Origin of the sequence: Sphingomonas sanxanigenens DSM 19645 = NX02 (genome assembly GCF_000512205.2) — a bacterium.
Classification (GTDB): domain Bacteria; phylum Pseudomonadota; class Alphaproteobacteria; order Sphingomonadales; family Sphingomonadaceae; genus Sphingomonas_D; species Sphingomonas_D sanxanigenens.
Genome location: NZ_CP006644.1, coordinates 4,994,178 through 5,008,269, shown reverse-complemented (window position 1 = coordinate 5,008,269; position 14,092 = coordinate 4,994,178). Strand labels below are relative to the sequence as shown.

At 67.6% G+C, this 14,092-nt stretch carries 14 protein-coding genes; 10 read left to right on the top strand and 4 right to left on the bottom strand.

Annotated elements, in window-relative coordinates; all coding sequences use genetic code 11:
• The first annotated feature begins 78 nt into the window (after nt 1-78).
• A complete protein-coding gene (locus NX02_RS22945; RefSeq protein WP_025294504.1) occupies nt 79-3,132 on the top strand; it encodes a glycosyl hydrolase family 28-related protein in 3,054 nt (1,017 codons plus the stop codon).
• A gap of 20 nt (nt 3,133-3,152) precedes the next feature.
• Here the strand turns inward: NX02_RS22945 and NX02_RS22940 are convergent, their stop codons facing one another.
• A complete protein-coding gene (locus NX02_RS22940; RefSeq protein WP_025294503.1) occupies nt 3,153-3,620 on the bottom strand; it encodes a cupin domain-containing protein in 468 nt (155 codons plus the stop codon).
• Nucleotides 3,617-4,726 carry a Gfo/Idh/MocA family protein gene (locus tag NX02_RS22935; RefSeq protein WP_025294502.1) on the bottom strand — a complete coding sequence of 370 codons (1,110 nt, stop codon included), beginning with the start codon at nt 4,724-4,726 and terminating at the stop codon, nt 3,617-3,619. Before NX02_RS22935 ends, NX02_RS22940 begins: the two co-directional genes overlap by 4 nt.
• A gap of 281 nt (nt 4,727-5,007) precedes the next feature.
• Between NX02_RS22935 and NX02_RS22930 the strand changes: the two genes are divergently transcribed.
• The 5 genes from NX02_RS22930 to NX02_RS32780 all read left to right on the top strand — a co-directional run bounded on the left by NX02_RS22930 (nt 5,008) and on the right by NX02_RS32780 (nt 10,173).
• Nucleotides 5,008-5,526 carry a 2Fe-2S iron-sulfur cluster-binding protein gene (locus NX02_RS22930; protein ID WP_025294501.1) on the top strand — a complete coding sequence of 173 codons (519 nt, stop codon included), beginning with the start codon at nt 5,008-5,010 and terminating at the stop codon, nt 5,524-5,526.
• Nucleotides 5,523-6,509: an FAD binding domain-containing protein gene (locus NX02_RS22925; RefSeq protein WP_025294500.1), complete on the top strand. Its 987-nt coding sequence runs from the start codon at nt 5,523-5,525 to the stop codon at nt 6,507-6,509. Before NX02_RS22930 ends, NX02_RS22925 begins: the two co-directional genes overlap by 4 nt.
• Nucleotides 6,506-8,797 carry a xanthine dehydrogenase family protein molybdopterin-binding subunit gene (locus tag NX02_RS22920; protein WP_025294499.1) on the top strand — a complete coding sequence of 764 codons (2,292 nt, stop codon included), beginning with the start codon at nt 6,506-6,508 and terminating at the stop codon, nt 8,795-8,797. The genes NX02_RS22925 and NX02_RS22920 overlap by 4 nt, the downstream gene beginning before the upstream one ends.
• A gap of 226 nt (nt 8,798-9,023) precedes the next feature.
• Nucleotides 9,024-9,932 carry a class I fructose-bisphosphate aldolase gene (locus tag NX02_RS22915; protein WP_039996796.1) on the top strand — a complete coding sequence of 303 codons (909 nt, stop codon included), beginning with the start codon at nt 9,024-9,026 and terminating at the stop codon, nt 9,930-9,932.
• A gap of 91 nt (nt 9,933-10,023) precedes the next feature.
• Nucleotides 10,024-10,173 (top strand): hypothetical protein, encoded by a 150-nt coding sequence (locus NX02_RS32780; protein ID WP_158014154.1) that lies wholly within the window; start codon nt 10,024-10,026, stop codon nt 10,171-10,173.
• A gap of 132 nt (nt 10,174-10,305) precedes the next feature.
• Here NX02_RS32780 and NX02_RS22910 read toward each other — a convergent pair whose 3' ends face one another.
• The gene (locus tag NX02_RS22910) at nt 10,306-10,635 is read right to left on the bottom strand and encodes a DMT family transporter (protein WP_025294497.1); all 330 of its coding nucleotides are present in this window, start codon (nt 10,633-10,635) and stop codon (nt 10,306-10,308) included.
• Nucleotides 10,636-10,736: 101 nt separating this feature from the next.
• Between NX02_RS22910 and thiE the strand changes: the two genes are divergently transcribed.
• Nucleotides 10,737-11,456, top strand: a complete 720-nt coding sequence (thiE, locus tag NX02_RS22905; protein ID WP_025294496.1) for a thiamine phosphate synthase — start codon at nt 10,737-10,739, stop codon at nt 11,454-11,456.
• A gap of 17 nt (nt 11,457-11,473) precedes the next feature.
• Here the strand turns inward: thiE and NX02_RS32775 are convergent, their stop codons facing one another.
• Nucleotides 11,474-11,698 carry a hypothetical protein gene (locus NX02_RS32775; protein WP_025294495.1) on the bottom strand — a complete coding sequence of 75 codons (225 nt, stop codon included), beginning with the start codon at nt 11,696-11,698 and terminating at the stop codon, nt 11,474-11,476.
• Nucleotides 11,699-11,903: 205 nt separating this feature from the next.
• Here NX02_RS32775 and efp point away from each other — a divergent pair, with 205 nt between their 5' ends.
• The 3 genes from efp to NX02_RS22885 all read left to right on the top strand — a co-directional run bounded on the left by efp (nt 11,904) and on the right by NX02_RS22885 (nt 14,052).
• Nucleotides 11,904-12,467 (top strand): elongation factor P, encoded by a 564-nt coding sequence (efp, locus tag NX02_RS22895; protein WP_025294494.1) that lies wholly within the window; start codon nt 11,904-11,906, stop codon nt 12,465-12,467.
• A 148-nt stretch (nt 12,468-12,615) separates the two neighbouring features.
• Nucleotides 12,616-13,440, top strand: coding sequence for an inositol monophosphatase family protein (locus NX02_RS22890; protein WP_025294493.1), 825 nt, complete (start codon nt 12,616-12,618; stop codon nt 13,438-13,440).
• Nucleotides 13,441-13,554: 114 nt separating this feature from the next.
• Nucleotides 13,555-14,052, top strand: a complete 498-nt coding sequence (locus NX02_RS22885) for a YbjN domain-containing protein (protein WP_025294492.1) — start codon at nt 13,555-13,557, stop codon at nt 14,050-14,052.
• Nucleotides 14,053-14,092: the final 40 nt, after the last annotated feature.

Below are 14,092 nucleotides of genomic sequence, written 5' to 3'. Positions count from 1 at the left end.
CCATTCCCAGTCCCCTCCCCCCACCTCGTCCCGGCCCTCACCGGCCGGGACATTTGTTTGGTCTGCCGGAGTAACTGCATGTATCGCGGATTGAGTGGAGCCTGTGCCTCGGTGCTGCTGTTTCTGGCGGCGGCGGGAACCGCTTATGCGTCCCCGTCCGTCTACCGCACCGCGCCCGACGAGCCGGCGGCGGTCAAGGTGGCGGGTGTTGGCGACGGCCGCGCCGATGATAGCGCCGCGATCCAGGCGGCGATCGACAAGGCGGCGGAAAAGGGCGGCGGCGGCATCGTCTTCCTGCCCGCGGGGACCTATCGGATCACCCGCACGATCTTCCTGTGGCCCGGCGTGCGCATCTTCGGCATCGGCGAGCAGCGCCCGGTGATCCTGCTCGGCCGCAACACGCCCGGCTTCCAGCGCGGCGTCGCGCACATGCTGATCTTCGCGGGCGCCCGGCGCGAACGCGACCCCAAGGATGCGCGGCCCGTGGCCTTCCCGCCGCCGGGCAGCGTGCCGTTCAACAAGGATGTTCCCGACGCCAACCCGGGAACCTTCTATTCGGCGCTGGGCAATATCGATTTCCGCATACTCGAAGGCAATGCGGCCGCCACCGCGATCCGTTTCCATTCCGCGCAGCACAGCTTCGTCAGCCATGTCGATTTCGATATCGGCTCTGGGCTCGCCGGGCTCTACCATGTCGCGAACGAGGCGGAGGATCTGCATTTCCGCGGCGGCCGCTATGGCATCCTCGCCGAGAAGCCTTCGCCCGCCTGGCCGTTCGCGCTGGTCGATGCGACCTTCGAGGGGCAGCGCGACGCCGCGATCCGCGAGCATGAGGCGGGGCTGACGCTCGTCAACGTCGCGATCCGCAACACCCCCGTCGGCATCGAGATCGACCGCGGCTACGGCGACTGGCTGTGGGGGCAGGATATCCGCTTCGAGAATGTGTCGAAGGCGGGCGTGATCATCTCCAACGAGACGAATGTCTACACGCAGGTCGGCTTCCAGAATGTCGTCGCCGCCAACACCCCGGTGTTCGCGCGCTTTCGGGACAGCGGCAAGACCGTGGCGGGCAGCGGCGCGGCTTACAAGGTCGCCTCCTTCACCCATGGCCTGACCCTGCCCGGCCTCGGCCGCATCGGCGATTACAGGACCGTGATGAAGGCCGAGCGCATCGCCGCGCTGCCCGCGCCGTCCGCGCCGTCCGCGCCGGCAATACGCGCGCTGCCGCCGGTGTCGGACTGGGTGAGCGTGCGCAGCCTCGGTGCGAAGGGCGACGACAAGACCGACGATACCGCCGCGATCCAGAAGGCGATCGACGGCAACCGCGTCGTCTATCTGCCCGCCGGCTTCTACAAGGTCAGCGACACGCTGCGGCTGCGGCCGGACACGGTGCTGGTGGGGCTCCACCCCAGCCTGACACAGATCTCGCTGCCCGATGGCACGCCCGGCTTCCAGGGCGTCGGCGCGCCGAAGGCCCTGGTCGAGAGCGCGAAGGGGGGCGATGCGATCGTCGCCGGCGTCGGGCTCAACACCAATGGCATCAATCCGCGCGCGACAGCGCTGCTGTGGAAGGCCGGCGCCGGTTCGATGGTCAACGACGTCAAGTTCCAGGGCGGCCACGGCACCAACCTGTTCGACGGCAGCCGGACGATGCCCTACAACAACAATGGCACCGGCGATCCCGATGCGGCGAAGCGCTGGGACGGGCAATATGCCAGCCTGTGGGTAACCGACGGCGGCGGCGGCACCTTCGCCAATGTCTGGAGTCCCAGCACCTTCGGCCATCCCGGCATCCTGATTTCGGACACCGAGACGCCGGGCCGGATCATCCAGGCCTCGGTCGAACATCATGTCCGCACCGAGATCGGCCTCAACCGCGTCGCCAACTGGGAATTGCTGGCGCCGCAGACCGAAGGCGAGGGGGGTGAAAGCGGCGATGCGGTGGCGCTGGAGATCCGCAACTCGCGCAACATCCTCGTCGCCAACTTCCATGGCTATCGCGTCACCCGCACCCGCAAGCCGGCGCCCGCGGCGGTCACGCTCTACAATTCGCAGGATATCCGCTTTCGCAACGTCCATGTGAACGGCGAGAGCGGACTCGGCACCTGCGACGAGAATGGCTGCGCCACCTTCCTGCGGCTGACCAAATTCCCGTTCGAGAACGCGATCCGCGACGTCACCAGCGGGCTCGACGTGCGCGAGCGCGAGTTCGCGGTGCTCGACGTGGCCGCGAAGCCCGAACCGGTAGCGCCGGTCAGCTATCTCGACGGCAAGGTCGAGCGGTTGGCGGATGGCTTCTATTCGATCGGCGGCGGCGCGGTGGACGCGCAGGGCCGGCTCTATTTCATCGACCGCCACTTCCAGCGCATCTGGCGCTGGTCCGAGGAGCGCAAGCTCGAGATCGTGCGCGATGCCACGCTCGATCCGGTCAACCTGACGATCGACGCGTCAGGCAATCTGCTGGTGCTGTCCTCGTTCGGGCGCCGCGGCACGGTCTACAGCGTCACCCCCGACGCGCCCGACACCCAGGTTACGGTGATCGCGCCGACTCCGGTGGCGCCCCGCGCGGGCGCGGCGACGGTGCTGCCGGTCAACTGGTGGAACAATGGCGAGTTCAAGGATCAGCTCGATCCCGCGACCTATCGGTTCACCACCCTCGCAGAGATGTTCGCGCGCGATATGGCGCTGCCCAAGGCGCAGGAATATGCCTCGCCGGATGGATCGCTGGTGCTGCCGGCATGGCGTGTGTTCGCGCAGGGGCCGTCCGACCATCGCGGGCGGCGCTTCTCGGACCCGCTCGACAGCTATGGCTTCATCCAGGGCAAGCCGGGCGAGCGCGTCTATCTGACCAACGGCTCGGAGAACCGCACCTATAGCGGTGTTGTCGGCGCGGGCGGCACGGTGACCGGGCTCAAGCCTTTTGCCGAACGCGGCGGCGAGGGTGTGGCGAGCGATGGTGCCGGCCGCGTCTATGTCGCGAACGGGCAGGTGTTCGTCTATGCGGCGGACGGCAAGGAAGTCGGCCGCATCGACGTGCCCGAACGCCCGCTGCAGATCCTGTTCGGCGGCGCCGACCGCAAGACGCTGTATGTGCTGGCGCATCACGGGCTCTATGCATGGCGCATGCCCTGAACCCGTGACGCGCCGCGCGGTCAGGGACCCTTCGGCAGCTTGATTCCCAGCAGCACCAGGTGGGTGTCCTCGATTCCGAACCAGTGCGGCGCGCCCGCCGGGATCAGCATGACGTCGCCAGGGGCAAGCCTGTGGGTCGTGCCGCCCTCGATCCGGCTGCCCTCGGTCAGCCCCGGCCGCCGCACCACGGGATCGACCAGCGTGCCGCCCATGATCAGCGTGCCCGCGCCCTCGACGACGATCGCATATTCGGCTTCGTCGGGATGCACCGCCGGCCGCCCGGGCTTGCGCCAATATTCCAGCGCGGCGACGGTCTTGCCGTCACCGACCAGGGGCTGGGCGATGAACCCCTGATCGGGCTTCATCGCCTGCGCCATCGCCGCCACCTTCTCGCGGACCTCGGCAGATGGGGCGAAACCGGCCGGTGCCTGCGCGGCGGCCGGGAGGGCAAGCGCCAGCAGCGCCGCGGCGGCGACGCGCGCGATCATGCCTTGGCGCCCAGCTGGATCCGCCGCCCTTCGCGCGCGGATCGATAGATCGCCTCGATGATCCGCATGTCGCGTAGCCCTTCCTCGCCCGACACGATCGGCTCGTTGCCGGTCCTCACGCATTGCACGAGATGGTCGAGCTGCCCGGCGAACTGGGTCTTGTGCGGGGTGGCAGGCGGCGTCACTTCCTGCTCGCGCCCGTCGCGCCCGGTCCACATCCGGTTGCCTGCGTAGCGGGTCGCCGGTTCCAGCTCGACGCGGCCCTTGTCGCCCATCACCAGCACGCGGTTCTGGTTGGCGCTGTACATCGAATAGCAGCCGGCCATCACGCCGGATGGGAATTCCAGCGTGAAGTCGATCATGTCCTCCACCTCGGTGAAGCGCGGATCGCTGCGATCCGTCGATTCCCGCGCATACACGGCGACCGGCTCCTCGCCGGTCAGGTAGCGCGAGGCCTGCAGCGCATAGATGCCGATATCCATCAGCGACCCCCCACCGGAAAGCGCCCGCTTCAGCCGCCAGAGCGACGGATCGCGCATCACGAAGCCATGTTCGGATCGAACGTAGCGCAGCTTGCCGATCGCGCCGCTCGAAGCCAGCCGAATCGCTTCCAGATTGGTGGCCTCGAAATGGCAGCGATAGCCGATCATCAGCTTGCGCTTCGCCGTCTTGCATGCCGCGATCATCGCCTCGCACTCGGCGACCGAAATCGCCATCGGCTTCTCGCACATCACATGCTTGCCCGCGCGCGCGGCGCGGATCGTGTATTCGGCATGCATCGAATTGGGCAGGCAGACATAGACGATGTCGACGTCCGGGTTGTTCCGGATGGTGTCGAACGTCTCGTAGGAATAGATTGCGCTCGCGGGCAGGCCATGTTCGGCCGCGACGCGCGCGGCCTTCGCGGGATCGCCGCTGACCACCGCCGCCAGCCGGCTGTGCGCGCAGTTCGCGAATTGCGGGATGATCGTCTTGAGGCCGTATTGGCCGAGGCCGACGATCGCGTAGCCGAACGGCCGCCCGGTGGCCGCCCGTGCCGCGCCGCTCGACCCGGCGACCAAAGCCGCCGCGGCCGACAACAGGATGTCGCGTCGATCGAAATCCATCCGTCTTCCTCCCCTATAGGATCCGCGTGTCCGCCAGTGCCGTTGCGGCATCCTTGATCGTCGCGACCGGTACGGCGGTAGCGCTAACGCGGAGGCTAGATAATCTGTCTGGCAAGTTCAAGAAAATCGCGCGGTCTTTGGCCGATTTCGCGAGGATTCCTGCAAATCTGTCATACAGCATATCGACGGACCATGCGCGGCACTTGGGGACCCAATTCGATCGCACGGTGTTTCCATCTGCGGCGCCTTCGGCAGGCGTCCGTCACGGCGGAGGCGAATTCATGCGGTTTACGATCAATGGCGCGGCGATCGACATCGAGGTCGATGCCCGGACCTCGTTGCTCGACCTTCTGCGCGACCATCTCGGGCTGACCGGGGCGAAGAAGGGGTGCAACCAGGGGGCCTGCGGGGCGTGCACATTGCTGGTCGACGGTGAACGCATCAATGGCTGCCTCGCGCTCGCGGTCCAGTATCAGGGGCGCGAGATCGTCTCGGTCGAAGGGCTCGCCGGCAGCGAAGGCCTGCACCCGCTGCAGCGGGCGTTCGTCGTGCACGACGGCTTCCAGTGCGGCTATTGCACGCCCGGCCAGCTCTGCTCGGCGGTCGCGATGGCCGGGGAGGTGGCGCGGGGCCTGCCGAGCAACGTCACGCAGGACCTCTCCGCCGAATCGATCGCACTCGATCATGATGAACTGCGTGAACGGATGAGCGGCAATCTGTGCCGCTGCGGCGCCTATAACGGCATCGTCGCCGCCATCGCCGAAACCTACGCCCAGCGGCAAACGGAGCAGGCGGCATGACACCCTTCAGTTACGACCGCGCCGCCGACACCACGGCCGCCATCCGCCAGGGTGCGATCGCCGGCGCCAAATATCTCGGCGGCGGCACCAATCTCGTCGATCTGATGCGCGAGGGAATCGAGGCTCCGGACCGGCTGGTCGACGTCACCGGCCTTTCCGCCGATATTGCCGACACCGCCGATGGCGGGCTGCTGATCGGTGCGGCGGCGAAGAACAGCGCCGTCGCCGGCGATCATCGCGTGCGCACGCGCTACCCCCTGCTTGCCCGTGCGATCCTCGCCGGCGCCTCCGCGCAGATCCGCAACATGGCGACGGTGGGCGGCAACATCCTCCAGCGCACCCGTTGCCTCTATTTCTATGACGATGCCGCCGCCTGCAACAAGCGGGCGGCCGGCGCCGGCTGCGACGCAATCGCGGGCTTCAACCGCGTCAACGCGATCCTCGGCGCGTCGTCGGCCTGCGTCGCGACGCATCCGTCGGACATGTGCGTGGCGCTCGCCGCCCTCGGCGCAACGGTGCATCTCGACGGGCCCGACGGTGCCCGCAGCCTGCCGTTCGATGATTTCCACCGCCTTCCCGGCGACACGCCGGGGCAGGAAACCGCATTGCGGCCGGGAGAGTTGATCATCGCCGTCGAGGTGCCGTCGCTGCCCTTCGCGACGCGCTCTGCCTATCGCAAGGTGCGCGACCGGGCGAGCTATGCCTTCGCGCTCGTCTCGGTGGCCGCCGCGCTCGATCTCGATGCCGACGACACGATCCGCGACGTGCGGCTGGCGCTGGGCGGCGTCGCGCACAAGCCGTGGCGCGCCGCCGCAGCGGAGGCGCGCCTGCGCGGTGAGAAGGCGACGCCGGCGCTGTTCGAGGCGGCCGCCGAGGCGGAACTCGGCCAGGCGGTGCCGCTGGCCCATAACGGCTTCAAGATCGAACTCGCGCGGCGGACGATCAGTGCCGTGCTGGCGGGCCTTGCAGGAGACGCGGCATGACGCTGATGGACATCATGAAGACCGCGCTGCGCTACGTGCCCGATACCCTGCTGCCCGGCGCCACGCACGCGCCGCTGCGCGCGCGGCACGGACATGTCGGCACGCCGGTCTCGCGGATCGACGGCAATCTCAAGGTGCAGGGCCAGGCGCGCTTCGCCGCCGAGGTGGCGATGGAGGGGCTGCTCCACGCCGCAATCGTCCATTCGAGCATCGCCCGCGGCCGTATCGCCACGCTGGAGACCGCTGCGGCCGAGGCCGCGCCGGGTGTTGCGCTGGTGATGACCTACAGGAACGCGCCAAGGCTCAACCGGCCGAAGGCATTCATGGACGGCAACGGCGTCTCGGGCAGCAACCTGCCCGTCATGCAGGACGCCGCGATCCACTGGAACGGCGAAGCGGTAGCGGTGGTGCTCGCCGAAACGCAGGAGCAGGCGGATCATGCCGCCAGCCTCGTGACCGTGACCTACGAGGCAGAACCGGCGACCACCGCCTTCGGCGCCGCCAAAGCGCAGGCGAAGCATCCCGGCTCCATCCTTGGCGAGGCGCCGCTGATGGAGATCGGCGATGCCGAGGCCGCACATGCGGCGGCGGCGTTCAGGGTCGATCAGGTCTATCGCACCCCGCGCCACAACCATAACGCGATCGAACTCCACGCCGCGACGGTGCGGTGGGAGGGTGAGACGCTGATCCTGCACGATGCCACGCAGATGATCGGCGGCACCGCCGCCAACGTCGCGGACATCTTCGGGCTGCAGCCGGAGCAGGTACGCGTCAGCTCGCCCTTCGTCGGCGGCGGGTTCGGCGGCAAGGGGCTATGGTCGCACCAGATCCTCGCCGCGGCGGCGTCGAAGCTGGCGGGCAGGCCGGTCAAGCTCATGCTCAGCCGCGAGAGCGTCTACCGGCTGGTCGGCGGCCGCACCTTGACCGAACAGCGCGTCGCGCTCGGCGCCAGCGCGGATGGCACATTGTCGGCGCTGATCCACAGCGGCGTGGCTGCGATGAGCGCGAACAACGATTGTCCGGAGCAATTTACCTTTCCGGCACGGCATCTCTATGCCGCGGAGAATTTCCGGCTGGAGCAGAAGATCACCGAGCTCGACATGCTCGCCAACACCTTCATGCGCGCGCCGGGAGAATCTGTCGGCACCTTCGCGCTCGAATCCGCGCTGGACGAGCTGGCGTTCGACCTCGGCATCGATCCGATCGAGCTGCGCCGCCGGATCGAGCCGGAAAAGGATCCGACGAGCGGCAATGCCTTTTCGGCGCGCCATCTGTTGAAAGCCTATGCCGATGGCGCCGCCCGCTTCGGCTGGGACAAGCGCAATCCGGTGCCGGGCAGCCGGCGCGAGGGCGAATGGCTGATCGGCATGGGCGTCGCCACTGGCACCTACCCCTATTACCGGATGCCGGGCAACGCCGCGCGGCTGCGGCTGGATGCGGACGGCACCGCGACCGTCTCCACCGCCGCGCACGAGATGGGCATGGGCACGGCGACCGTGCAGGTGCAGCATGTCGCCGACCGGCTCGGTCTCGCGCTGGAGGACGTCACCTTCGAATATGGCGAGAGCAGCCTGCCCGCCGGTGCGATGGCGGGCGGCTCCTCGCAGACCGCCGCGACCTTGGCTGCGGTGATCGCATCGGCGGAAGCGGTGATCGCCGAACTGCTCAAGCTCGCCGGCAACGACAGCCCGCTCGCCGGCCTCAAGCCTGATGAGGTGGTCGCGCGCGATGGCGGGCTCGCCCATGCGACGGATGCGACGCGGTTCGAAACCTACACCTCGATCCTCGCGCGCGCGCAGCGCGCCTCCGTCGAGGCGGAGGAGAGCGCGCCGATGCCTTTGGAGCTGATGAAATATTCGATGCACTCCACCGCCGCCCAATTCGCCGAGGTGGGGGTGAACGCAATCACCGGCGAGGTGCGGGTGCGGCGTTTCCTGGGCTCCTTCGATTGCGGACGCATCCTCAATCCCAAGACCGCGACCAGCCAGTTCCGCGGCGGCATCATCATGGGGATCGGTCTCGCCCTTACCGAGGCGACGGAGTTCGACGAGCGCAGTGGCCGGATCATGAACGCCAGCCTCGCCGAATATCATGTGCCGGTGCACCTCGACGTTCCCGAGATCGACGTGATCTGGACCGACATACCCGATCCGCACACGCCATTGGGCGCTCGCGGCATCGGTGAGATCGGCATTACCGGAACCGCCGCCGCGATCGCCAACGCGATCTTCAACGCGACGGGGAAGCGGATCAGGGACTTGCCGATCACGCTGGACAAGCTGTTGTAGCTTCAGACCTCTTCATGGGAGGGATGGGGTTGGGGCGAGCGCAGCGAGCCTCCGGCAAGGCCGGAACTTGGAGCCGCCGGAGGGATCGAACCCTGCCGTCATTCCCGGCCTCCGCCCGCTCCGCTGAAGGGAAAGGGCAGGAAAGCGCAGCAATCGCTCCTGTTGCGACGCAGCAATCGCGTGGCTATCAGGCCCATCGCAGACACAAGCAACACAGGGGATTCCGATGACGCCGACGGTTAAGGCCATTCTCGCGAACTACGAGTCCGACAATCCCGGCGTGAAGGCGAATCTCGCCCGCATCCTGATGCAGGGGCGTCTGGGTGGCACCGGCAAGCTGATCATCCTCCCCGTCGATCAGGGCTTCGAGCATGGCCCGGCGCGCAGCTTCTCCGTGAATGCGCCGGCCTATGATCCCCATTATCATTTCCAGCTCGCGATCGACGCCGGCCTGTCGGCCTATGCCGCGCCGCTCGGCATGCTGGAAGCAGGCGCCGCGACCTTCGCCGGCCAGATCCCGACCATCCTCAAGGTCAACAGCTCCAACAGCTGGGCGACCGGCATCAACCAGGCGGTGACCGGCGGCGTCGAAGACGCGCTGCGCCTCGGCTGTTCGGCGATCGGCTTCACCATCTATCCGGGTGCGGACGACGTGTTCGACATGATGGAAGAGATCCGGGAAATGTCGGCGGAGGCCAAGTCGGTCGGCATCGCCACCGTGATCTGGTCCTACCCGCGCGGCGGCGTGCTGCCCAAGAGCGGCGAACTGGCGCTCGATGTCGGTGCCTATGCGGCGCACATGGCGGCGCTGCTCGGCGCGCACATCATCAAGGTGAAGCTGCCGACCGACCATATCGAGCAGAAGGACGCCAAGAAGGCCTATGAGGGCTTCGACGGCTCCACCCAGGCGAAGCGCGTCGCGCACGTCGTACAGAGCTGCTTCGCCGGCCGTCGCATCGTGGTCTTCTCGGGCGGCGCCGCCAAGGGCGCCGACGCGGTCTATCAAGATGCGATCGACATCCGTGACGGTGGCGGCAACGGCTCGATCATCGGCCGCAACACCTTCCAGCGCGAGCGCGGCGAAGCGCTGGCGATGCTCGACAAGCTCGTCCGCATCTACAAGGGCGAGGAATAAGTCCGGCTTGGGGGAGCGGTGCTTCGGCGCCGCTCTCCGCTCGACTGCGGCCGGATGATCGGCCAGAACGACCCTTGGGGCTGCGTCGACGATGGTGCGCCCGACGGTGGTCGAACTCAGAAGCAAGCTGGCCCAGTCCAAAGCGCTGCTCGCCAAGGCGATCGCCGCCGCCGGCGTGCAGCGCGAAACCTTCACATTGTCCACGGCCTTCGGCCGGCGGCTGCGCAAATCCGCGGCGTAAATTCGCAAATCGCCGAAGCCGGAAGTCATGATGAAGCTCGCGGCGTCGCTCGCACCGATGAGCCATGCCCTGGAACGGATCGGTGTCGCGCAGGCGGAGATCATGGCGCAGTGATGTGTGCGCCGCCGGCGGTCAGTGCGCGGCTGTCTTCGAGAACAGATTCATCACGACGACGCCGGCGATGATCAGCGCCATGCCGATCATTGCCGGTGCGTCGAGCTTCTGGCCCTGGGCGATCCACGCCACCGCCGCGACCAGTACGATGCCGATGCCCGACCAGATCGCGTAGGCGATGCCCGTCGGCACGTCGCGCAGGGTGAGCGACAGGCAATAGAAGGCGATGCCGTAGCCGGCGATCGTCACCGCCGTCGCCAGCGGGCGGGTGAAGCCGGCCGACTGCTTGAGGAAGGAGGTCGCCGTCACCTCGGCGACGATCGCGATCAACAGGTAGAGATAGGCCATCGCCGCTGTCTAGCGCGCCGGCATGCGCGGGCAAATGCTGCCGACTTGACCGCCGGAGCGCGGCGGGGGAAGGGGCGCGGATCAGTGCAAGGGAGTGTGGCATGCAGAACGGAACCGATGCGGGCGAGGGTGACCTGCCGGCGATCGCGGACGAACTGAGGCTGGACCCCGGTTTTGCCGATCGCTTCGAGCGCGACGACCGGCGGCCGCCCTGCCAGCTCTATCTGGTCTCGCCGGCCGACGTGTCGGGCGATTTCGCCGACCGGCTTTCGCGCGCGCTCGATGCGGCGCCGGTCGCCGCGTTCCAGTTTCGGGTGAAGGGCGTCGACCAGCATCAGGCCGCGCGGCTGGCCGAGCCGCTGCAGAAGATCTGCGCCGCGCGCGAGGTGGCGTTCATCGTCAACGACAGTGCCGCGCTGGCGAAGCGGCTGGGTGCGGACGGCGTGCATCTGGGCCAGGAGGATGGCGATCCGCGCGAGGCGCGCCAGATGCTCGGGCCCGACGCGCAGATCGGCGTGACCTGCCATGACAGCCGGCATCTCGCGATGGCGGCCGGCGAGGCGGGGGCCGATTATGTCGCGTTCGGCGCCTTCTTTCCGACCACGACCAAGCAGACGCGCCACCGGCCCGAACCGTCGATCCTGAGCTGGTGGACGACCCTGTTCGAGCTGCCGTGCGTCGCGATCGGCGGCATCACACCTGCCAATGCGCCCCCACTGATCGCCGCCGGCGCCGATTTCCTCGCGGTGAGCGGCGCGGTGTGGCAAGCGCCCGAAGGCGAGGCGGCGGCAATGAAGGCGTTCGCGGCGGTGCTGGGCTGAGCCACGCCGTCTGACGATCAGGCCTGCTGCCGCGGGGCGGGGTTGCGGATGGCGGCGGCCACGAAGCGCGCCTGGAATTCGGCGGTGGTGGGTAGCGCGCGGCAGTCGCGGCGCGGGGCCGGCTCGGCCGGGCAAAGCTTTCCGAACAGTCCCGCCGCCGGCGGCGGCCGGCGCACCGGCACCGAATTCCGAACCGACTTATCCGCCGGACGCGACTCGCGCCCCTTCTCACACTCCGACATCTTGCGCTCCGATGATCCCTGATCGCCGCCTCGACGGGCGGCCCTCGTTGCGGCTGCAATACGTGATTCGGATTGCGGGCGATTGGACAGAAGCGACCGAATGACGGTCCCGGCCGCAATTTTCCCCCGCGGTCACCATGCTTGCCGTTGACGGCGCCGAAGAGTAAAGGCCGCACCCGGCTCTTTTCAACATCGTGAGACGAACATGAAGATCAGCGGCGTGGACATTCGTCCCGGCAACATCATCGAATATGAGGGCGGGCTTTGGCGCGCCGTGAAGATCCAGCACACCCAGCCCGGCAAGGGCGGCGCCTACATGCAGGTGGAGCTGAAGAACCTGATCGACGGACGCAAGAACAATGTCCGCTTCCGTTCGGCCGAGACGGTGGAGCGCGTGCGCCTCGACACCAAGGATTTCCAGTTCCTGTTCGCTGATGGCGACATGCTGACCTTCATGGACAAGGACAATTACGACCAGGTCACGCTCGACAAGGGCATCCTGGGCGATGCCGCGGCCTTCCTGCAGGACGGCATGGACGTGGTGATGGAGCTTTACGACGAGCGCCCGATCAGTGTTCAGCTCCCCGACCAGATCGAAGCGACGATCGTCGAGGCCGACGCCGTCGTGAAGGGCCAGACCGCTTCATCCAGCTACAAGCCCGCCGTGCTCGACAATGGCGTGCGCGTGATGGTGCCGCCGCACATCTCGGCCGGCACCCGCATCGTCGTGGACGTCTACGAGCAGACCTACGTCAAGCGGGCTGACTGAGCCTTCTCCCTCTCCCCTCCGGGGAGAGGGTCGGGGAGAGGGGGCTGTCCTCCTGCTCCTCGCCTGATGATACCGCCCCTCTCCCTGCGGCCGCTTCGCCGCCGCTGTCCCTCTCCCCGGAGGGGAGAGGGCTAAGGAAGAAAAATATATGGTTTCGCATTCCGGCCTTCTGACCATCATGGAGCGTGCGGCGCGCAAGGCGGCGCCGCGGCTGCGTCGTGACTTCAACGAGGTCCAGAACCTCCAGGTCTCGCGCAAGGGGCCGGCGGACTTCGTCTCGATGGCCGACAAGCAGGCCGAACAGACGCTGTATGAAGAGCTCAAGAAGGCGCGGCCCGACTGGGGCTTCCTGCTGGAGGAAGGCGGCGAGATCGAAGGCGATCCCGACAAGCCGCGCTGGATCATCGATCCGCTCGACGGCACCAGCAACTTTCTGCACGGCATCCCGCATTTCTCGATTGCGATCGCGGTCGAGGATCCACGCGGTGCCGGCGGCAAGTCCGAGATCACGCACGGTCTCGTCTACCAGCCGCTGACCGATGAGAGCTTCTGGGCGGAAAAGGGCCGCGGTGCCTGGCTGCAGGACCGCCGCCTGCGCGTGTCCGCGCGGCGCGACCTCGCCGACTCGCTGATCGCCACCGGCATTCCGTTTCTCGGCCACGGCGACTTCAAGACGTGGAGTGCGATCTTCGCCGCCGTCGCGCCGGAAGTGGCAGGCATCCGCCGCCTGGGTTCCGCCGCGCTCGACCTCGCCTGGGTGGCGGCGGGCCGGTTCGACGGGTTCTGGGAAAGCCATCTCCAGCCGTGGGACGCCGCGGCGGGCATATTGCTCGTCCGCGAGGCCGGCGGCTTCGTGACCGACTATCGCGGCGGCGACCGCCCGATCGACCGGCGCGAGCTGCTTGCGGCGAACGACAGCCTGCATTCGAAACTGCACAAGCTGGTCGGAGGGGCGCTCAAGGGGCTGCGCTGAGCGGCCTCTGCAGTCGGCGTTGTAATTGGACGCCGGCGGATGCATGCTGGAAACAGAATAAAACGGAGAGGCGCCATGAGGCGGTCGCATGCGCAATTGAGAGCGGCGCCATTGATGTTGGCGCTCTTGCCGATTGCGTCGGCAGCGTCGGCCCAGGCGGGGCCGCCGGAGCCCGAGGTCGCCCGGCCTGCCGCGCCCAAGCCCTCCGTTACCCGCAATGTCGGCGCCGAACTCGATACGCTCGCCGGCGTGCTGACCGCTCAGGGCTACAAGGCGGATGTCGCGTCCGAGCGGGATGGCATGCCGCACATCTTCAGCAGCGCGGCGGGTTCCCCTTTCGCGGTCATCCTCATGGGATGCACGGAAAACCGTGCGTGTTCGACCGTCCAATTCTATGCCGACTACGCCGCCGCCGGCGCCACGCTTGAATCGTTGAACGGCTGGAATGCCGCCAACCGCTTCGCCCGCGCCTATCTGGATCCGGCCGGCAAGGCGGTCATCGAAATGGATGTCAATCTTGCCAAGGGCGGCGTCGCGCGCGACAATCTCGCCGACAGCGTGGACGAGTGGATTCGCCTGATGGCGGCGTTCGAGCGACACATCGGCGCCTGATTTCAGGCCGCGGAACACCGCGGTTTTGCGAGTCATTCTC